Source organism: Campylobacter novaezeelandiae (assembly GCF_004323845.1).
GTDB classification, from domain to species: domain Bacteria; phylum Campylobacterota; class Campylobacteria; order Campylobacterales; family Campylobacteraceae; genus Campylobacter_D; species Campylobacter_D novaezeelandiae.
On record NZ_QPGR01000003.1, the window covers coordinates 57,961 to 77,151 of the forward strand.

Here is a 19,191-nt window from a genome sequence, read left to right on the forward strand (position 1 = left end):
GTATGAGATGTTTTATTGTAAATTCAAATAATAAATCTACTGATGGTGAAAAATTCTTAATTAAATATTTAAATGATAATTTACCAGAAGATTATGAAATTTATGTCCAACCTAATTTAAACGGAAATAGACCTGATATTATTCTTTTTCATGAGTATAAAGGTGTATTTATTATCGAGATTAAAGATTGGAAATTAGAAAGATTTGAAAAAGAGAGCGGAAAGAATAAATATTATAAATATATTAATGGTAAACGTTCCGAAATAGCTAATCCAAATTCTCAGCTTAGAAGATATAAAACTCAATTTAATTATTTTAAGCAACTTCCTGTTGTTTGTGTCCATTATTTTTATAATAGCTACACTCAAGATGTGATTGACTTTATAGGGGAAAGAGGTATAGAAATTTTTGGATGTGATAAAAAATATAACTTAATTAAATTTATAATAAATTACCCAAATAGCTTTATAAAATCACCAGACGAAATAAGAGATTTTTTACTTCCAAAAAAACACAAAAAGGAAAATGGAGAATATATAAATTTAACACAACAGCAAAAAAGACTTATAGAACATACTCCAAAAACATGGAGAAGATTGAAAGGGGTTGCAGGAAGTGGAAAAACTTTGGTTGTTGCACAAAAAGCGGTAAATATAGCAATAGCTAACAAAAAAGTATTAATTATTTGTTTTAATAGAACATTAAAAAGATATATAAGAGACCAAATAAATAAAACATGTAAAGATTTTGATTGGAAATTTATAGAATATAATCATTTTCATGAATTTATTAAATTATATGTAGAAGAAAATGGATTAGAAGTAAGAAAATATGGTAATTTTGATTCATATGAATGTGCTTTAATAGAGCAGGTTTTAAAACTTCAAAATGAAAAATCAAATTCTAAAAATAGAAAATACGATGCAATATTAATAGACGAAGCACAGGATTTTAAAAAAGAGTGGTTTGATATTTTGCTTTATTTTTTAGGCGAAAATAGTGAAGTTTTACTGGCAGCTGATGATAGACAAAATTTGTACAACAGAAATATATCATGGATTGAAAAAAATATGAGTGGATATAAATACAAATTTAAAGGTGCTTGGGGTGTTTTAAAAGAAGTGAAAAGATCCACTCGTTTACCAAGTTTAATCCACAAGACTAATCTATTTTTTGAAACATTTTTAAAGGATTATTTAGAAAATCATCCTGATAAGAACTTTGGTGATTTGTTAAATTCAGAAATTATTGTAAATGAAAATACTTTAGATTTATATTCGTTGATTTGGGAGAATATTGAAGAAAAAGATCTGTATAATAAAATTTTATATTATTGTAGGTTTTTCATAAATGAAAAATATAAACTAAAAGATATAAGTATTTTAGTATCCAATAAAAATATAGGGTGTAATATGATGTGTTTTTTAGTTAAAAACAATATAAACATCGAGCATATGTTTGATAATAAAGATGATTTCTCATTAGAAAATGATGCTGTGACAATATCCACCATAAATAGTTTTAAAGGTATGGAAAATAAAGTAATTATTTATATTAGTGAAAATAAAAGTAGTATTTATAATGATTTTAGAACTTATGTTGCATTAACAAGAGCTAAAGAAGCTTTAGTGGTATTAAATAGCAATAAAGAATATTTAGAATATTCTAAAGAATGGATGTAGCATTTGATTTACAACCATTCCTAATTGTTTTAAATTTCTAAAAGTTTTTGCTGTATTATATTTTTGTTTTTCAATCCCTAATATAATAATTTAATCTTTGAATGCAATATTGCCTCTTTTGTCAATATATACCCATTCTCCGTTTAAATTGACTTCCGCTAATCCTTTGTTGAAACTATAAGCTCTATCATAAATTCTCCATTTTTATTTATAAAATCATATTCTCCATTTTAATTTAACTTTAGCTAATCCTTCTTCAAAATAACTAATATCATCAAATTTAGGTTCTATAATGAACTTCCCGTTTTTATCTATAATTCCCCATTTTCCATTTAATTTAATTCGAGTTAATCCTTCGCTAAAACCATCAATTTTATCAAATTTAGGTTTTAAGACAATTTTCCCATTTTTATTTATAAAGCCGTATGCTCCATTTAGCTTTATTATTATCGAATGTCTAGACATAAATATGTTAGCAAAACAAGCTTTACCATCTCCCTCATCGCATTTTTCTTTATAGATATTTTTGAAGTATTTTACAGCTAGCTTCATCGTTGTGACATTTGCTTTCAAGTTTGCTTATATAAATTCGGCTGTATTTTCCCCCATAAAAATACTGATACGCACTTGCTAAAGCTATCAAAAATAAAATCACTACACTAGCTATGATTTTGCCTTTGTGCTTTATGATGAATTCTTTTCTTTGTTTTAGTTTCTTTTTTATTTTTTCTTGAGTTATTTTTATCTCTTCTTCGATTTTTCTTTTTCTTTCTTCTTCAATTCTTTTTAACTCTTCTAGTCTTTGTCTTTCTTTTTCTAGCTTTTCTTGTGCTTGTGGATCATATAAATCGCTACTTCCACATTCTTTACAAAATTTAGCTTTATCTAAATTTTCTTTATAACATTTATTACATATAAGCATTATATTCCTCTTGCTTGTTTTATAATTTCATAGGCTAAGTTGATTTTTCTCATCATCTCTTGAGCTATTTTTAAGAGCTTGGGAGGAATTTCTTTAGAATTAAGACTATCATAATGATACTCTTTGGCTAATTTTCTATAATTCTTTTTGATAGTTTCAAAATCGTCATTGATTTGGCATTGTAAAATTTCATAAGCTTGTTCTAAAGTGATTTTAAATTCTTTATTTTCTTGTTTTTGATGATTTTCTTGTTTATTTTTTTAATTAAAATCATAAATTTGTTCATACCTTAGTTTTATTTCTCTAAAACTTATAAGATTTAATCTAAGCCCTATGATGATATTTTCCATTAAGGTGTTTTCATTTGCGCTCATTTTTTTGTTAAAATATATAAGATCAAGTAATAAACATATCAAAAAATCTGCTTCTTTTGTATTTAAAATACGTATATTAGAGCAAAGTTCATTGATACTTCTACCTTTATTTTTCTCTTGTTCAAAAATATTTGCATAAGTATTTCTAAAACCGCTATAATCTTTAGAATAAAATATATCTATTTTATCAAGCAAAGAAGAAATAAATTTAGATAATTCTTTTGTGATGATTCTATTATCTACTTTTGCCATCTTTGCTAAAAATGCTACCATAATAGCAGGATTTTTATCATAAATATAATTAAATCTTTGTTTAGCTGGATGATTTAGCTCAGCTCCACAAAATATACAAAATTTTGCATCTTTTTCTAGGACGCTTTGAAGGCAAAATTTACAAGTATTTAAATCTTGTAATTTAAATTTCAAGAAAAACAAAATAAAACCTTATTTTTAAATGAAATAAAAATTTATTTTAACTATAAATTACTTAAATAATGATATTTTAAAAATTTACGATAGTCTTTTATTAAACTTTATATATTCTTAAATTAAGTTATTTATAAGTTTATTTTAATATAATCATACTTTAAAATTTTTGGCAAAGGTAAAATAATGACGAAGATAACAAAGCCAAACGAAGTAAAACGTGAATGGATCGTTTTAGATGCTGAAGGAAAGCGTTTTGGTCGTCTTTTAACAGAAGTAGCGACTATATTAAGAGGTAAAAATAAACCTTGTTATACTCCAAATGTTGATTGTGGAGATTATGTTATAATCATTAATGCTTCTAAAGCAGTTTTTACAGGAGCTAATAAAGCAGAAGATAAACTTTATCACAGACATTCAGGATATTTTGGAAGTGTAAAAAGTGAAAAATTTGGCGATCTATTAGCAAAAAATCCTGCAAAATTATATAAATTAGCAGTTAGAGGTATGCTTCCTAAAACAAATTTGGGAAGAGCAATGCTTAAAAAATTAAAAATTTATGCGGGTAGTGAGCATCCACATACAGCACAGCTTGCTAAAGAAGGAAAATAATATGGCAACAATTTATGCAACAGGAAAAAGAAAAACAGCTATTGCAAAGGTTTGGTTAAAATCAGGAAGCGGGAAAATCAGTGTAAATGGCATCGATTTAAACACTTGGCTTGGTGGCCATGAGTCAATTAAGCTTAAAGTAGTTCAACCTTTATTAGTTACTAAGCAAGAAACTTCTATGGATATTCGTGCTATAACTTTGGGCGGAGGATATAGCGCTCAAGCTGAGGCTTTAAGGCATGGTATTTCAAAAGCTTTAGCGGCTATGGATGCAGATTTCAGAGCCTTGCTTAAGCCAAAAGGCTTACTTACTAGAGATAGTAGAAGTGTTGAACGTAAAAAATACGGACGTAGAAAAGCAAGAAGAAGTCCTCAGTTTTCTAAACGTTAATAATTTTAGAAAAATATTATTTAAAATCGTCAATTATATTCAATTGATATTACCTAAATTTAATATCAATTGAACTTTAATATATCATTAATATTTTTTAAATAATTTAAGATTAAATCTCCAATTTCATACTTTATTAAAGCTTTTTTAATTTATTTTTTAATTTATGTTAAACGCCTTTTAAGAGAATTCATAGTAAATTCATCTATAAATATAAAAATTAAGGAAGGTCTTAATGAGTAAAGTAATGAAAACAATGGATGGCAATGAAGCAGCCGCTTATGCTGCTTATGCATTTACTGAAGTAGCAGGAATTTATCCTATTACTCCAAGTTCTCCTATGGCCGATTATACAGATATATGGGCATCTCAAGGAAAAAAGAATTTATTCGGTGTTCCTGTTAAAATTGTTGAAATGCAAAGCGAAGCCGGAGCTGCTGGATCGGTTCATGGATCTTTGCAAATGGGAGTTTTAACAACAACTTATACAGCTTCTCAAGGCTTACTTCTTAAAATTCCAAATATGTATAAAATAGCTGGTCAACTTTTACCAGGTGTAATTCATGTTGCAGCAAGATCTTTAGCTTCTCAAGCGCTTTCAATTTTTGGCGATCACCAAGATATTTACGCTGCAAGGCAAATAGGTTTTGCTATGCTTTGTTCGCATTCTGTTCAAGAAACAATGGATTTAGCAGGTGTTGCTCATTTAGCGGCTATTAAAGGTCGTGTTCCATTTTTACATTTTTTTGATGGTTTTAGAACAAGTCATGAGATTCAAAAAATAGAAGTTATGGATTATGCACATTATGATCGTTTGCTTGATAGAGAAGCTCTTTTAGAATTTAGAAATGCAGCTTTAAATCCTGAAAATCCTAAAACACGTGGAACTGCTCAAAATGATGATGTTTATTTTCAAACTAGAGAATTAAGCAATCGTTTTTATGATGCTCTACCTGATGTTGTTAATGAATATATGCAAGAAATTACTAAAATTACTGGTAGAGAATATAAACCTTTTGTTTATTATGGAGATGAAAATCCAGATAGAATTATTATTGCTATGGGTTCATCAACTCAGACTATTGAAGAGGTTGTTGATCATTTAAATTTAAAAGGAGAAAAGGTAGGTTTATTAAAAGTTTATCTTTATAGACCTTTTAGTTTAAAATATTTCTTTAATGTCATGCCAAAATCTGTTAAAAAAATAGCAGTACTTGATAGAACTAAAGAGCCAGGAAGTTTAGGAGAACCTCTTTATTTGGATGTTAAATCTGCTTTCTATGGAAAAGAACATAGTCCAATTATCGTAGGGGGTCGTTATGGACTTTCTTCAAAAGATGTTGATCCTGCACAAATTATAACAGTATTTGAAAATTTAAAACAAGATAAACCAAAAGATGGCTTTACTATCGGTATTGTAGATGATGTAACACATACATCGCTTCCTTGCGGAGAAAAGATTTCTTTAGGCGATGAAAGTACAATTGAGTGTTTATTTTATGGTCTTGGTGCAGATGGAACCGTTGGAGCAAATAAAAATTCTATTAAGATTATAGGAGATAAAACAGATTTTTATGCTCAGGCTTATTTTGCTTATGATTCTAAAAAATCAGGTGGTTATACTAGAAGCCATTTAAGATTTTCTAAAAAACCAATTCGTTCAACCTATCTTGTTTCCACTCCTCATTTTATAGCTTGTTCGGTAGCAGCTTATTTAGAAATTTATGATGTTTTAGCAGGAATTAGAAAAGGAGGAACTTTCCTTTTAAATAGTATTTGGAATGCTGAAGAGACTATAAAACAACTTCCTAATAAAGTTAAAAAAACTTTAGCAGAAAAAGAAATTAATTTTTATATCATTAACGCAACTAAGCTTGCAAGAGATATAGGACTTGGAAATAGAACCAATACTATTATGCAATCTGCCTTTTTTAAATTGGCAAATATCATTCCTTTTGAAGATGCTCAAAAATATATGAAAGAATTTGCTTATAAATCTTATAACAAAAAAGGTGATGCTATTGTAGAAATGAACTATAAAGCCATTGACGTTGGAGCCGATGGTCTTGTAAAAATAGACATAGATCCTTCTTGGAAGAATCTAGATATTTCCGAGAAAGAAGGAGTTAGCGCTTATAAAGGAACAGAATTTGTAGAAAAAATCGTTAAACCTATGAATGCTGCTAAGGGCGATGATTTACCTGTTTCAGCATTTTTAGGTTATGAAGATGGAAGTTTTGAGCATGGAACCACAGAGTATGAAAAAAGAGGCGTCGGTGTAATGGTTCCTAGATGGATAGAAGCAAATTGTATCCAGTGTAATCAATGTGCTTCTGTTTGTCCTCATGCAGTAATTCGTCCATTTTTAATTAATGATGATGAGATGAGTAAAGCTCCAAGAGGAGTAAAAGAGCATGCTTTAGAAGCTAAAGGAACAAAGGGTGAAAAACTTAGCTTTAAAATTCAAGTTTCACCTCTTGATTGTACAGGTTGTGAGCTTTGCGTTCATGAGTGCCCTACCAAAGAGAAATCTTTAGTTATGGTTCCACTTCAAGAGGAAATAGATTTTGGAGAGCAAGAAAATGCTGATTATCTTTTTAAAGAAATTGTTTATAAAGATAATATTTTAAATAAAGAAAGCACCAAAGGAGCTCAATTTTCTCAACCATTATTTGAATTCCATGGAGCTTGTCCAGGATGTGGAGAAACTCCATATATCACTTTAATTACAAGATTATTTGGCGAAAGAATGATTATAGCTAATGCAACAGGTTGTAGCTCTATTTATGGAGGTTCAGCTCCTTCTACTCCTTATAGAAAAAGTGTTAAAAATGGCCATGGTCCAGCTTGGGGAAATTCTTTATTTGAAGACAATGCGGAATTTGGTCTTGGAATGAAGATTGCAACAGAAAATACACGCAATAGAATTGAACATATTATGAATGAAAATATGCAAAATGTCCCAAATTCTTTATCAGCTCTTTTTAAAGAATGGATAGCAAATAAAAATGATAGCATTCTTTCTTTTGAAACCAGAAATAAATTAATTCCAATTTTGGAGCAAAATCAAGATATTAAAGCTGTAAAAGATATTTTAGAACTTAAGCAGTTTTTAGGAAAAAAATCTCAATGGATTTTTGGTGGAGATGGTTGGGCTTATGATATAGGTTATGGTGGGCTTGATCATGTTTTAGCAAGTGGAGAAAATGTTAATGTTTTGGTTTTAGATACTGAAGTGTATTCAAATACAGGAGGTCAAAGTTCTAAAGCTTCAAGAACAGGAGCGGTAGCACAATTTGCAGCAGCAGGAAAACCTATACAGAAAAAAGATTTAGGGCAAATTGCTATGACTTATGGTTATATTTTTGTTGCTCAAGTAAATTCAAATGCAAATTATAACCATCTGATTAAAGCATTAATAGCTGCTGAGGCTTATGATGGACCTTCTTTAGTTATTTGTTATTCTCCTTGTATAGCTCATGGTATTAAAGGTGGTCTTGGTTATTCAGGAGAACAAGGCGAACTTGCTACAAAATGTGGATATTGGCCTATTTACACTTTTGATCCACGTTTAGAAGAAGAAGGTAAAAATCCTTTAAATATAGCAAGTAAAGAACCAGATTGGGATTTATATGAGCAATTTTTAATGAATGAAGTACGTTACAATTCTCTTAAAAAAGCTAATCCTGATCATGCTAAAGAGCTATTTGAACGTAATAAAAAAGACGCACAAAGAAGATATAGACAATTAAAACGTATTGCAATGTCTGATTTTAGCAATGAAAAAGAGTAAAAATTTTTGAAAAATTTTTTTTACTTTTTTATGTTTTTTACTACGGTATTGGTAGGTTCGGATTTTGAAGATTATTTTGATTCTTTAAAGAAAAAAGAATCAAAATTTGATTTTTCTAATCTTCAAAATCCTTTTTTTAATCCAAATTTGAATGAAATCCAAAATTTAAAAATCCAAGCTATTTTTTTAAATAAAGTTAAAATTAATAATACATGGTATAAAGAAGAAGATAAAATTAATGAGGCAAAGATTAAAAAAATAAAATCTGATAGAATTATACTTGAGTATGATGGATTTAATATAGTGGCAAAACTACGAATCAATGATAAAATTTATATTGATTAAGTTTTTATTTTTTACCTCTTTTATTTATGCAATAGATTGTCAAAAAAGACTTTTTAATATAAAATCTAATGAAAACTTAACTATAAAAGAAAGTTTAGAAGAACTTTCAAATTATTGTTCATTTAGCATTATTGTAAAAGATAAATTAGCTAAAGAGAAACTTTTACAAACTCAAATTATTAATATAAATCAAATGTCTTTAGAAGAAATTTTTAAATTTTTTCTTGAGGATAATGATTTAAATTATAGTTTTAATGGAAAGATTTTAAAAATTTCAGCTATTGAAACAAAAATGTTTAAAATTAGTTATATTAGCTCCATACGGGAAGGACAAAGTGTTACAAAGGCTTCAGTAGACGCTAAACCAAAGCAAGCTGAATATATTCAAAGCGAAGATATAGAAGATAATATGATTAAAAGTATGGAAAAATTCGATTTTTGGAAAAATATTGAACAAGAAATTACAGCACTTTTATATAATACTTATGATGAAATAGAAGTTAAAAAGCCTATCATTAACTCCAATGCTGGAATTATTATAGTAAGTGGAACAAGAACTCAGTTATTAAAAGTTAAAGATTATTTGCAAAAACTTGAACAAAGACTTAAAAAACAAGTTATTATTGATGTAAGTATTATTGCGGTATCTTTGAATAAAACCCATTCTAGTGGAATTAATTGGCAAAAATTTAATATCGATTTTAGTTCTAAAACCAATGATGGTAAAAATTCTTTTATAGGGGTTGAAAATAGTAAAGGTTTTGTTAAGAATTTGGGTTTTAGAGCTGATTTAAATTTTGATTCTATTTTAAATTTTCTTTCTCAAAATGGCAAAACAAAAGTTTTATCAAATCCTAAACTTATGGCTTTAAATAATCAGCAAGCTATTATTTCTATCGGAGATACAATTAATTATCAAGTAAAAGATACTTCTAAAGGAACAGAAAATGGAACTACTGTGAGTGAGAGTTTTAGTAATTATTCTATTTTCATAGGAATTTTGCTGAACATCCTACCAGAAATTTCAGATGATGGAAAAATAATGCTTAGAATTAACCCAAGTCTAAGTGATTTTAAATATTTAGAAGACAATCAAAGGCAAAAAGAGCCAAGAACAATAGCACCCGATACCATACAAAAAAAGCTTTCAACTGTTGTACAAGTAGAAAATAATCAAACTCTTATTTTAGGAGGTTTAATTAGTCATAACCAAAATAAAAATGAAAATGAAGTTAATTTCTTTTCTAAAATACCTTTAATTGGAGAACTTTTTAAATCAAATGATGAACTTTCTAGTATAAGCGAAATAGTATTTATCATAACACCTACATTAGTAGAAAACTTTAGAAATGTTCCAAGTTTAAAAGAGTTAGGATTTAGGCATTATGAGTGATTTTGTTAGTATCAAAAATCAAGATTATGTTTTAAATCGTATAAAAGAAGAGCTCTTAAAACAAAAAAGTTTTATATTATTACTCGGTAAAAGTGGCAGCGGTAAAAGTGCTTTGCTTCAAAGATTGACTAAGTGTTTTGAAAATGTAAAATTTAATGGTATTTTTACAAACAAAGAAGAATTTGAAGAATTTTTAAAGCCTTATGTTATTAAAAAAGAAAATATTATTATTTTTCTTGATGAAATAAGTATATATGATAATGATTTTTTAGATCTTGTAAGAATTTATAGTGATTTAAATATAAGTTTTGTTTTAAGTTCACATAAAAAACCTTTAATTTTTAGTAAAGAGCATTTTAAAAGTCGTATTAATTTTGAGTTTTGCCTTAAAGAATTTACCTTAGATGAACTTAGATCCTATATAAGTGATAAATTTGATATTAACTTGTGCAAAAGTGATCTTAAACTTATAAAAAAATATTATAATGCAAACTTAAGAAATGTTGATAAAGTGATTAAAAGCTTTAAGGAATTTAAAAATTTTTTCAAAAATAGCAAAAAAGAAAATTATCTTTTAAAGCTTAGTATGTTTGAAAATAATTTATTGGGTTAAAATGCAAGAGCGTGTAAAAAAACTTGAATTAGAATATAAAAAATTCTTGATTAGAAAATATGTAAAATATTTTTTTATTACAATGTTTTGTTTATTTTTGGTATTTTTTATATATTTTATTATTAATGAATTTCAAAAAAAAGAAGTCTTATTAAAACAAGCCTTAAAAGAAAAACAAGATTTGGTGTCAAAACTTCAAAAAGCTAAAATCCAAGAAGAAAAAAATAAAATTATTAAAGAAAGACTTCAAGAAGAAAATTTAAATCTTCTTGAAGCTAAGCAAAAATTGCAATTTGAAATTTCATCAGTGGTTTTTAACTCATCGGTTTTAAAAAATGAATTTTATAAATCTCCTAGCTTTGATAAGGCTTTACTTTTATCAAGATTATATTTTAAAGATAAAGATTATAAAAAGTCTATTTTTTGGTCTTTAAAGGCAAATGAGATGGATAAAAATCAAAAAGAACCTTGGTTTTTATTTATTAAGGCTAAAGAAGCTTTAGGTGAGCTTGATGAAGCAAAAAGGGCTTTAGAGACTTATAAATTTTATTATGATATAGAAATAGATAAATTTTAGGATTTATTATTGAAAAAGGAATTTTTAGAAAAATTAAAACAGTTGGGTTTTAAAGAGGAAAATTTAGATTTTAATAATATCAGATTTAAAGAGTTTTTATTTAATGCTTATATTAGTGATCAAGTTAGTATTGATGAGCTTTATTTGAATTTAAATATAGACTATAATGATTTTTTAAAGTCTTTGGCTTACTTTTATAATCTTGATTTCTTTGAATGGCAAGAATTTGATGATGAGCTTAAGGTGCCACTTCCTTGTGAAATTTTACTAAATTATCAAATTTTGCCTTTTAAAATGGATGATAAATATATTTATATAGCCTCTTTTAAGCCTTGTTCATTAGAAATTTTGGAAAAGATTCAAAGATTTTTTAAAGATAAATTTGTAAAAAATATTTTAGTAAATCATATTGAGTTAAAGGCTAAATTACAAAAATTTAAAGTTTTAGCCAGACTTCAAGAATTAAGTTTAAAATTAAAAGAAGAATTAGCTAATAATCTAAAAAAAGACGATAAAAGCTCTATCAATCAGATTTTTGATTTTTTAATCCACGAATCCATTAAATTTTGTGCTAGTGATATACATATAGAAGCAAGAGAAAAAGATGCTTTGATAAGATTTCGTATTGATGGTATGCTTAATTTTTTTTGTATTTTAGACAAAGAGATTTATCAAGCTTTAGTTTTTTATATTAAATTTTTAGCAAATTTAAATGTGGCGGAATTTAGAAAAGCGCAAGATGGAAATTTTGAATTTAAAATCGATAAAGAACATTATGATTTTAGAATTTCAACCCTTCCTTTAATGTATGGAGAAAGTGTTGTTATAAGGATTTTAAAACATGATTTAAATTTATTAAATCTAAACAAATTGGATTTTAATGAAAAAGATTTATCACTACTTCGTAAAAATATTCATTTTCCACATGGTATGATTTTGTTAACTGGACCTACAGGAAGTGGAAAAAGTACTACTTTGTATGCTTGTTTAAATGAAATAAAGTCTATACAAAAAAAGATAATTACTGTTGAAGACCCTATTGAATATAAAATGTCTCTTGTGCAGCAAATTTTATTAAATCCTAAAGCCGGACTTGATTTTAATAATGCTTTAAGATCTATTTTAAGACAAGATCCTGATGTTATTATGATAGGTGAAATTAGAGATGAGCAAAGTCTTGATATAGCTATTAAATCAGCCTTAACTGGACATTTGATTTTAAGTACCTTGCATACTAATAATGCCATTTCAACTCTTACTCGTTTGATAGATATGAATGTAAAACCTTATCTTTTAGCTTCTAGCTTAAATTTGATTATCGCTCAAAGATTGCTTAGAAAGCTTTGTCCTTATTGTAAAAAGCAAAGCTATAAAAAGTATAAAGAATTTGATGGTGTTTTTTATGAAAGCAAAGGTTGTGAGTTTTGTAATTATAGTGGATTTTTTGGAAGACAGATAATCGTTGAGGTTTTGGATATAAATGATGATATAAAAGAGCTTATAAGAACTCATAAAGGAGAAAAGCAAATTTTAGAGTATGCAAAAAATCATGGTTTTAAAAATATGTTTGAAAATGCTTTAGAAAAAGCTAAAGAAGGTTTTATAAGTTTAGATGAAATTGTAAGAGTTTTGGGATGAAAACTTATGAACTTAGTTTTTTAGAAAATGGAATAAAAGCAAAAAAAATAATTAAAGCTAAAAATCTAAATATGGCACAAGCTTTAGCTTTAAAACAGAATTTGAACATTTTAGAATTAACAGAAATTAAGAGAGAGAATTTTAGTTTTTTTAAAATTTCAAATGAAGATTTTGTTTTATTTTTTAAAGAATTTTCGTTTTTGCTAGAAGTAGGTTTGAGTGTTTTAGAAGCCTTAAAGGAACTTGAAAAAAGCACTTTTAAAAAAGAACTTAAAAAAACAATAAAAAAGATAGATGAAAATTTAAGTTTAGGACAGAGTTTAAGCGAGGCCTTTAAAAATTCTCGTTTTAATTTAAGTCATAGTGAATTAGCCCTTATAAAAATAGCTGAAAATACAGGAAAACTTTCTTATGTTTTTAATCAAATTGTTTTAATAAGACAAAAAACCATAAAAGCAAAAAAATCTTTTATAAAATCAATCAGATATCCTTTAATAGTGCTAGTATCTATTTTTATTTCTTTTATTTTTTTGATATTATTTGTTATTCCGCAATTTAAAAATTTATTTGATAATTTTAATATAGAACTTCCTTTAATTACCCAAATTTTACTTCAAACCTATGATTTTTTAAATTCTTATTTTTTTCTTATTTCAATTTTATTTTTATTGTTTGTATGTTTATTTGTATTTTGTTATAAAAAATTTTATTTTTTTACCTTGATAAGTGATTATTGTTTTTTGAAAATTCCAATTATTTCTAAGCTTATTTTATATTATCAAAGTTATCATTTTTTTAGTGTATTTTCTTTACTTTTAAAAAGTGGAATTTCTCTAAGCAAGGCTTTAGAATTTGCTATTTTTGGGATAAAAAATGAATTTTTTAAAAATAAATTGACTCAAATTTTATCTTTACTTGAGCAAGGTTTAGAGCTTAGTGAAGCTTTTAGAAGAACTAAAGTTTTTGACCCATTAGTTATTTCTATGCTAAATATTGCTATGAAAAGTTCTAAACTTGATATTTTAAGTGAGCAAATTTCTTTGTTTTATGAAGATAAGCAAGAAAGTATGATGGAAAAAATATTAAGTTTGATCGAGCCTTTGATGACTTTATTTGTAGCTTCTTTGGTGCTTTTATTGGCTTTAGGTATATTTTTACCTTTATGGGAATTTAATAGCACTTATGCTTTTTAGGAATCAAATAAGGTATAATTTAATTTTAAATTTTGAGGAATAAAATGCTTGATGATATCTTTGCCGCTCTTAAACAAAATCATAATTTTAGGGCTTTACCTCATTTAAGACATGAGAATTGTTTTGTTTATAAAGAGGGTAAAAAACTTTTGAATTTAGCTTCAAATGATTATTTGGCTTTATCTTATGATAAAAATTTAAAAGAAGAATTTTTAAATAATTTAAAAGAAGAATATAAGTATTTTTCGAGTTCAAGCTCAAGAAGTTTAAGTGGAAATTTTGAAATTTATGATGAATTTGAGGAGTATTTAAAAATTCAATTTCAAGGATTTGAAGTTTTACATTTTAATAGTGGATATCATTTGAATTTATCTTGTATAACTGCTCTTGCAAGTATACCTAAGACACTTTTTTTAGCAGATAAATTTATTCATGCAAGTATGATAGATGGTCTTTTGCTTGGAAAGGCACATTTTTTTAGATTTAAACATAAAGATGTGAAAGCTTTAGAAAATTTAATACAAATTCATTATGATAAATATGACAATATTATTATTTTAAGCGAAGCTTTATTTAGTATGGATGGAGATTTTAGTGATTTTAAAGCTCTATGCGCTTTAAAAAAACGTTATAAAAAAATTAAGCTTTATATAGATGAAGCCCATAGTATAGGTTGTTTTAATGATGATGGCTTGGGGCTTATAAAATATTTAGGGCTTTATAAAGAGATAGATTTTTTAGTTTTTACTTTTGGCAAGGCTGTAGCTTCAGTGGGGGCATGTATTATAACCCATAAAGAATTTAAAGATTTTTTTATCAATAAAGCTAGGGCTTTTATTTATTCTACGGCTTTACCACCTATTAATGTAGCTTTTACCCTTTTTATTTTTCAAAAAATGAAAGAGTTTGAAGACAAAAGGCAGAAATTGCAAAATTTGGCCCATTTTTTTAAAGAGAAACTTATGCAAAAAAAATATGAAATTTTAGGAGATGCGTATATTGTTTCTTTAATTTTAAATGATAATCTTAAAGCTTTAGAATTTAGTCAAACTTTAGAAAATCAAGGTTTTTTTGCTCCTGCCATTAAAGAACCTACTGTTCCAAAAAATACCGCTAGAATTCGTTTTTCTTTACATGCGGGATTGGAGTTTGATGATATTGAAAGGATTGTAAATATCTTATGAAATATGAGTTTTTAAAGCAAAATTCGCATTCAAATGAGCTAATTTTATTTTTTGGTGGATTTGCTTCTCATCCTAGTCATTTTGAGCATTTAAAATCAAATAAAAATGTTTTAATGTGTTATGATTATGAGGATTTAAGTTTTAAATTTGATCTAAATACTTTTTGTAAAATTACTCTTATAGCTTTTTCTATGGGGGTTTGCGTTGCTTCAAAATTATTGAAAAATTATGAGTTTGATAAAAAAATTGCTATTAATGGCACTAATTTGGGCATAGATGAAACAAAAGGAATTCATCCTGTTATTTTTAATAAAAATATTAAAAAATTTAATTTAGAAAATTTTAAAAAATCTTTGTTTAAGGAAAAAATAAATTTAGCTAAAAATTTTATTTTTAAAGAAGAAAATTCTTTAAAAGAAGAGCTTAAAAAACTTTTAGAATTCGCTTTAAAACATAAAGAAGAAATTTTTATTTGGGATAAAATTTATTCAAGCATAGAAGATGATATTTTTCCACAAAATGCTTTAAAAAATAGTTTTCAAGAATTATTTTTTTTAAATGAGCCTCATTTTGCTTTCTTTCATTTTAAAACTTGGGATGAATTTTGAATTTTTTAAAAGCTAAAAATACCTACAAAAAAGAAGCCAAAGTGCAAGAGTTTATGGCCAATGAGCTTTGTTTGGAGCTTTTAAATTTAAAAAGAAAACATTTTCGTAAAGTATTTGAATTTGGTTGTGCTAGAGCAGAACTTAGTCAAAAACTTGAAAAAATTATCTCTTTTGATAAATATATTAAAAATGATATTTTAGATTATGGGGTTGATTTTGAGGTAGAAATTTTTGATATGAATCAAATTGCTTCTCATTCTTTAAGCGAGCAAAAATTTGATCTTATTATTTCTAATGCGACTTTGCAATGGCTTGATTTAAAACTTATTTTGCCAACTCTTGATAAAATGCTTGATGAAAAAGGCATTTTATTGCTTTCAACTTTTGGAAAAAAGAATTTAGAACAAATTTCACAAAGCACAGGATTTTCTTTAAAATACTATGGCGTATTGGAGTTAGAACAAATTTTTAAGAAGTATTTTATAAATGTTAAAATTAAAGAAGAATTTAAAACTTTAGAATTTAAAACTCCTTTAGAAGTTTTTAAACACTTAAAACTTAGCGGGGTAAATTCTTTGGGCTATCATTTTTTAGGAAAAAAATTTTTAAAAGAATTTGAGCAAAAATTTCATAATCGCTTAACCTATCACCCAATTTTTATTTTATGCAAAAAAGATATAAAATAAAAATTTTTATGTTAAAATCTTTTTATAAAATTTGTTAAAGGAAATTAATGATAAGAATTATTTTTTTAATTATTTTCTTTTATACTTTAAATTTAAATGCGGAAAAAATTAGCATATTTGTAGCATCAAGCGCCTCTAAGGCAATGAGTGAAATTAAAGAAGAGTTTTTAAAAAAATATCCAAATAATGAGATTGAACTTGTGTTTGGAGCTTCGGGTAAATATTATCAACTTTTAAAACAAGGTAGAGAGTTTGATTTGTTTTTTTCAGCTGATGAAAAATATGCATTAGAAATACAAAAAGATAATAATGCTTTAACTCCACCAAAAATTTATGCATTAGGGGTTGTTGTATTTTATTTTTTAAATGAAAATTTATTAAAAGATGGAATTCAAAATTTAAATAAAGAAAAAATTAAGCATTTAAGTATAGCCAATCCCAAATTGGCTCCTTATGGTGTAGCTTCAATTGAAATTCTTAAAAATCTTAATCTTTATGATGTTTTTAAGGATAAAATTATATTGGGTGATAATATTTCTCAACCTATAATGCATGTTGATAGTGGTGTAGCTGATATTGCTTTAGTAGCTTATTCTTTGGTTTTTAAAGATCCAAAAGGAAAAGTTGCTTTTATTGACAATAAACTTTATACCCCTTTAAAACAATCATTTGTAATCACAAAATATGCAAAAAATAAAGAACTTGCCTTTAAATTTAGTGATTTTGTGCTAAGCAATGAAGGGAAAATGATTATTAAAAAATATGGTTTTAATACTTTATGAATATTTTAAAAGGAAAGGTGCTTGATATTTTTCATCAAGATGATATTGTAATGATAAGAATTAATGTTAAGAATGAAATTTTTAGTGTTTTGATGCTTGATTTTAATTCTTTAGATCATCTAAGACCTAATTCTTATGTAGAATTACTTTTTAAAGAACATGAACTTTGTTTTGGGGAGTTAAATACTAAAATCAGCATAGAAAATACCTTTAAGGCAAAACTTATAAAAATTAAAAAAGGAGAAATTCTTTGGCATATATTTTTTGATTTTAAAGGCTTTTTGATCGGTTCTATTATCAGTGCTAAAAAGGCAAAAGAATTGAATTTAAACGAAGATGAAGAAAAGCTTTGTTTTGTAAAAGCAAATGATATAATTTTGAGAACTTAAATGCTTGATAATGATTTTTTACAAACTTTATGGCTTACTTTTAAATTAGCCTTTATTACAAGTTTTATTTTATTTTTTATAGGTATAGCTTTAGCCTATCTTTTTGTTTTTGTAAATTTTAAATTTAAAAGTATTTTCCAAGTTTTAGTTTCAATGCCCTTAATTTTGCCACCTAGTGTTTTAGGTTTTTATCTTTTGATTACTTTTTCTCCTAATAGTTTTTTGGGGAATTTTTTAAAAGAGTATTTTAATATTTCTTTGGTTTTTAGTTTTGAAGGGCTTGTTTTAGCTTCTGTGATTTTTTCTTTGCCTTTTATGGTTAATCCTTTGCAAAGTTCCTTTTCTTCGATAAATCCTAATTTAATCCTTGCTTCTTATACTTTGGGAAAAAATAAATTTATCACTTTTTTTAAAGTAATTTTGCCTAATTCAAAACTAGGAATTTTTACAGGTTTTATTATGTCTTTTGCTCATACTATAGGAGAATTTGGTGTTGTTATGATGATAGGGGGGCATAAAAAAGGAGAAACTTTAGTTGCAAGCATTGCTATTTATGATGAACTTGAAACATTAAATTATTCTTTAGCTCATCAATACGCTTTTACTTTATTTATCTTTTCTTTTTTAGTGCTTTTAAGCCTTTATTTTATCAATAAGAAATTTATATCACAGGTTAATTCATGATAAAAATTGATATCAAACATACAATCAAAACTTCTAAAAAAGATATTTATCTAGAATTTAAAGCTGATATTAAAAAAGGAAGCGTGAGTGCTATTTTTGGAGAAAGCGGGGCTGGAAAGACAACTTTATTAAAGATTATATCAGGACTTATAAAGCCAGATTTTGGTTATTTGAAAGTAGATGATGAAATTTATTTTGATAGTGCTAGAAGTATTAATCTAGCTATACAAAAAAGAAAAATCGGTTTTATGTTTCAAGATTATGCTTTATTTCCTAATATGAATGTAAAAGAAAATCTTTGTTTTGCTACCAAAGATAAAGCAAGAGTTAATGAGCTCTTAGAGCTTATGAATTTAAAAGATTTTGAAAAATTTTATCCTAAGGAACTTTCAGGGGGACAAGCTCAAAGAGTGGCTTTAGCAAGAGCTTTGGCAATGAATCCTAAAATTTTACTTTTAGATGAGCCTTTGAGTGCATTGGATTTTAAAATGAGAGCTTTTTTGCAAGATGAACTTTGTAAAATTTTAAATCATTTTAAAATCACTACTTTATTGGTAAGTCATAACTTGGCTGAAATTTATAAGTTAAGTGATCAAATTTTAGAACTCAAAGAGGGTAAAATAGTAAAAAATATAAGTGCAAAGGATTTTTTTACCCATTCAAATATCAGTGCAAAATTACGTTTAAGTGCTGTTTTGCTTGATATTAAAAAAAGTGATATTTTAGTTATTTTGACACTTTTACTTAATAAAGATCTTATAAAAATTACTTTGAGCGAAGAAGAATTTTTAAAAGATTATAAAGATATTAAAATAGGCGATACATTGATACTTTCTATAAAAGCTTTTAATCCTATTATTGTTGGAAAAATTTAAAGTATTTAATAATTTTATTTTTTT

20 protein-coding genes and 1 pseudogene are annotated in these 19,191 nt (G+C 26.2%); 17 read left to right on the forward strand and 4 right to left on the reverse strand.

All coding sequences use genetic code 11. The annotated features are described in order from the left end of the window. Nucleotides 1–2: 2 nt before the first annotated feature. Nucleotides 3–1,682 (forward strand): NERD domain-containing protein, encoded by a 1,680-nt coding sequence (locus DU473_RS02470; RefSeq protein ID WP_131186472.1) that lies wholly within the window; start codon nucleotides 3–5, stop codon nucleotides 1,680–1,682. Between the two features lie 90 nt (nucleotides 1,683–1,772). Here DU473_RS02470 and DU473_RS08545 read toward each other — a convergent pair whose 3' ends face one another. The 4 genes and pseudogenes from DU473_RS08545 to DU473_RS02485 all read right to left on the reverse strand — a co-directional run bounded on the left by DU473_RS08545 (nucleotide 1,773) and on the right by DU473_RS02485 (nucleotide 3,413). Continuing rightward, complete coding sequence (locus DU473_RS08545; RefSeq protein ID WP_131186496.1) at nucleotides 1,773–1,877, reverse strand: WG repeat-containing protein; 105 nt, start codon at nucleotides 1,875–1,877, stop codon at nucleotides 1,773–1,775. Between the two features lie 21 nt (nucleotides 1,878–1,898). After that, entirely contained in the window at nucleotides 1,899–2,234 is a 336-nt protein-coding gene (locus DU473_RS08585) for a WG repeat-containing protein (protein WP_262867657.1), read from the reverse strand. Next, entirely contained in the window at nucleotides 2,197–2,604 is a 408-nt protein-coding gene (locus DU473_RS08590; RefSeq protein WP_262867658.1) for a zinc-ribbon domain-containing protein, read from the reverse strand. Before DU473_RS08590 ends, DU473_RS08585 begins: the two co-directional genes overlap by 38 nt. Then, nucleotides 2,604–3,413, reverse strand: a pseudogene (locus tag DU473_RS02485) (J domain-containing protein). The gene DU473_RS08590 and the pseudogene DU473_RS02485 overlap by 1 nt, the downstream one beginning before the upstream one ends. 177 nt (nucleotides 3,414–3,590) lie before the next feature. Between DU473_RS02485 and rplM the strand changes: the two are divergent. From rplM to DU473_RS02565, 16 genes are all read left to right on the forward strand, one after another. Beyond that, nucleotides 3,591–4,016, forward strand: a complete 426-nt coding sequence (rplM, locus tag DU473_RS02490; RefSeq protein WP_131163121.1) for a 50S ribosomal protein L13 — start codon at nucleotides 3,591–3,593, stop codon at nucleotides 4,014–4,016. Nucleotide 4,017: 1 nt separating this feature from the next. Further along, on the forward strand, nucleotides 4,018–4,407 hold the full coding sequence (gene rpsI / locus DU473_RS02495) for a 30S ribosomal protein S9 (protein ID WP_131163122.1): 390 nt from the start codon (nucleotides 4,018–4,020) through the stop codon (nucleotides 4,405–4,407). Between the two features lie 235 nt (nucleotides 4,408–4,642). Then, the gene (gene nifJ / locus DU473_RS02500) at nucleotides 4,643–8,200 is read left to right on the forward strand and encodes a pyruvate:ferredoxin (flavodoxin) oxidoreductase (protein WP_131186473.1); all 3,558 of its coding nucleotides are present in this window, start codon (nucleotides 4,643–4,645) and stop codon (nucleotides 8,198–8,200) included. Nucleotides 8,201–8,206: 6 nt separating this feature from the next. Continuing rightward, on the forward strand, nucleotides 8,207–8,545 hold the full coding sequence (locus DU473_RS02505; RefSeq protein WP_243830430.1) for a general secretion pathway protein GspB: 339 nt from the start codon (nucleotides 8,207–8,209) through the stop codon (nucleotides 8,543–8,545). Continuing rightward, a complete protein-coding gene (gene mshL / locus DU473_RS02510; protein WP_131163124.1) occupies nucleotides 8,523–9,938 on the forward strand; it encodes a pilus (MSHA type) biogenesis protein MshL in 1,416 nt (471 codons plus the stop codon). Before DU473_RS02505 ends, mshL begins: the two co-directional genes overlap by 23 nt. Continuing rightward, entirely contained in the window at nucleotides 9,931–10,551 is a 621-nt protein-coding gene (locus tag DU473_RS02515) for an ATP-binding protein (protein WP_131163125.1), read from the forward strand. Before mshL ends, DU473_RS02515 begins: the two co-directional genes overlap by 8 nt. Before the next feature lies 1 nt (nucleotide 10,552). Then, nucleotides 10,553–11,128, forward strand: coding sequence for a transformation system protein (locus DU473_RS02520; RefSeq protein WP_187347522.1), 576 nt, complete (start codon nucleotides 10,553–10,555; stop codon nucleotides 11,126–11,128). 78 nt (nucleotides 11,129–11,206) lie between these two features. Continuing rightward, a complete protein-coding gene (locus DU473_RS02525; RefSeq protein ID WP_131163135.1) occupies nucleotides 11,207–12,766 on the forward strand; it encodes a GspE/PulE family protein in 1,560 nt (519 codons plus the stop codon). Further along, nucleotides 12,763–13,959, forward strand: coding sequence for a type II secretion system F family protein (locus DU473_RS02530; RefSeq protein ID WP_131163126.1), 1,197 nt, complete (start codon nucleotides 12,763–12,765; stop codon nucleotides 13,957–13,959). The genes DU473_RS02525 and DU473_RS02530 overlap by 4 nt, the downstream gene beginning before the upstream one ends. Nucleotides 13,960–14,003: 44 nt before the next feature. Further along, entirely contained in the window at nucleotides 14,004–15,143 is a 1,140-nt protein-coding gene (locus DU473_RS02535; protein WP_131186474.1) for an aminotransferase class I/II-fold pyridoxal phosphate-dependent enzyme, read from the forward strand. Continuing rightward, nucleotides 15,140–15,751 (forward strand): pimeloyl-ACP methyl esterase BioG family protein, encoded by a 612-nt coding sequence (locus tag DU473_RS02540; protein WP_131163128.1) that lies wholly within the window; start codon nucleotides 15,140–15,142, stop codon nucleotides 15,749–15,751. The genes DU473_RS02535 and DU473_RS02540 overlap by 4 nt, the downstream gene beginning before the upstream one ends. After that, complete coding sequence (locus DU473_RS02545) at nucleotides 15,748–16,437, forward strand: methyltransferase domain-containing protein (RefSeq protein WP_131163129.1); 690 nt, start codon at nucleotides 15,748–15,750, stop codon at nucleotides 16,435–16,437. The genes DU473_RS02540 and DU473_RS02545 overlap by 4 nt, the downstream gene beginning before the upstream one ends. Before the next feature lie 47 nt (nucleotides 16,438–16,484). Continuing rightward, nucleotides 16,485–17,219 (forward strand): molybdate ABC transporter substrate-binding protein, encoded by a 735-nt coding sequence (modA, locus tag DU473_RS02550; protein ID WP_131164086.1) that lies wholly within the window; start codon nucleotides 16,485–16,487, stop codon nucleotides 17,217–17,219. Further along, nucleotides 17,216–17,608: a TOBE domain-containing protein gene (locus tag DU473_RS02555; protein WP_131163137.1), complete on the forward strand. Its 393-nt coding sequence runs from the start codon at nucleotides 17,216–17,218 to the stop codon at nucleotides 17,606–17,608. The genes modA and DU473_RS02555 overlap by 4 nt, the downstream gene beginning before the upstream one ends. After that, nucleotides 17,609–18,292 (forward strand): molybdate ABC transporter permease subunit, encoded by a 684-nt coding sequence (gene modB / locus DU473_RS02560; protein WP_131163138.1) that lies wholly within the window; start codon nucleotides 17,609–17,611, stop codon nucleotides 18,290–18,292. Then, a complete protein-coding gene (locus DU473_RS02565) occupies nucleotides 18,289–19,167 on the forward strand; it encodes a sulfate/molybdate ABC transporter ATP-binding protein (protein ID WP_131186475.1) in 879 nt (292 codons plus the stop codon). Before modB ends, DU473_RS02565 begins: the two co-directional genes overlap by 4 nt. The last annotated feature ends 24 nt before the right edge of the window (nucleotides 19,168–19,191 follow it).

Excerpts from the sequence above, each read along its gene's own strand:
- DU473_RS02535 (WP_131186474.1), top strand. The coding sequence starts at position 14,004 with ATGCTTGATGATATCTTTGCCGCTCTTAAACAAAATCATAATTTTAGG.
- DU473_RS02520 (WP_187347522.1), top strand. The coding sequence starts at position 10,553 with ATGCAAGAGCGTGTAAAAAAACTTGAATTAGAATATAAAAAATTCTTG.
- DU473_RS08585 (WP_262867657.1), bottom strand. The coding sequence starts at position 2,234 with ATGAAGCTAGCTGTAAAATACTTCAAAAATATCTATAAAGAAAAATGC.
- DU473_RS02555 (WP_131163137.1), top strand. The coding sequence starts at position 17,216 with ATGAATATTTTAAAAGGAAAGGTGCTTGATATTTTTCATCAAGATGAT.
- rplM (WP_131163121.1), top strand. The coding sequence starts at position 3,591 with ATGACGAAGATAACAAAGCCAAACGAAGTAAAACGTGAATGGATCGTT.
- mshL (WP_131163124.1), top strand. The coding sequence starts at position 8,523 with ATGATAAAATTTATATTGATTAAGTTTTTATTTTTTACCTCTTTTATT.
- DU473_RS02515 (WP_131163125.1), top strand. The coding sequence starts at position 9,931 with ATGAGTGATTTTGTTAGTATCAAAAATCAAGATTATGTTTTAAATCGT.
- modB (WP_131163138.1), top strand. The coding sequence starts at position 17,609 with ATGCTTGATAATGATTTTTTACAAACTTTATGGCTTACTTTTAAATTA.
- DU473_RS02565 (WP_131186475.1), top strand. The coding sequence starts at position 18,289 with ATGATAAAAATTGATATCAAACATACAATCAAAACTTCTAAAAAAGAT.
- DU473_RS02470 (WP_131186472.1), top strand. The coding sequence starts at position 3 with ATGAGATGTTTTATTGTAAATTCAAATAATAAATCTACTGATGGTGAA.
- modA (WP_131164086.1), top strand. The coding sequence starts at position 16,485 with ATGATAAGAATTATTTTTTTAATTATTTTCTTTTATACTTTAAATTTA.
- rpsI (WP_131163122.1), top strand. The coding sequence starts at position 4,018 with ATGGCAACAATTTATGCAACAGGAAAAAGAAAAACAGCTATTGCAAAG.
- DU473_RS02540 (WP_131163128.1), top strand. The coding sequence starts at position 15,140 with ATGAAATATGAGTTTTTAAAGCAAAATTCGCATTCAAATGAGCTAATT.
- DU473_RS02530 (WP_131163126.1), top strand. The coding sequence starts at position 12,763 with ATGAAAACTTATGAACTTAGTTTTTTAGAAAATGGAATAAAAGCAAAA.
- DU473_RS08590 (WP_262867658.1), bottom strand. The coding sequence starts at position 2,604 with ATGCTTATATGTAATAAATGTTATAAAGAAAATTTAGATAAAGCTAAA.
- nifJ (WP_131186473.1), top strand. The coding sequence starts at position 4,643 with ATGAGTAAAGTAATGAAAACAATGGATGGCAATGAAGCAGCCGCTTAT.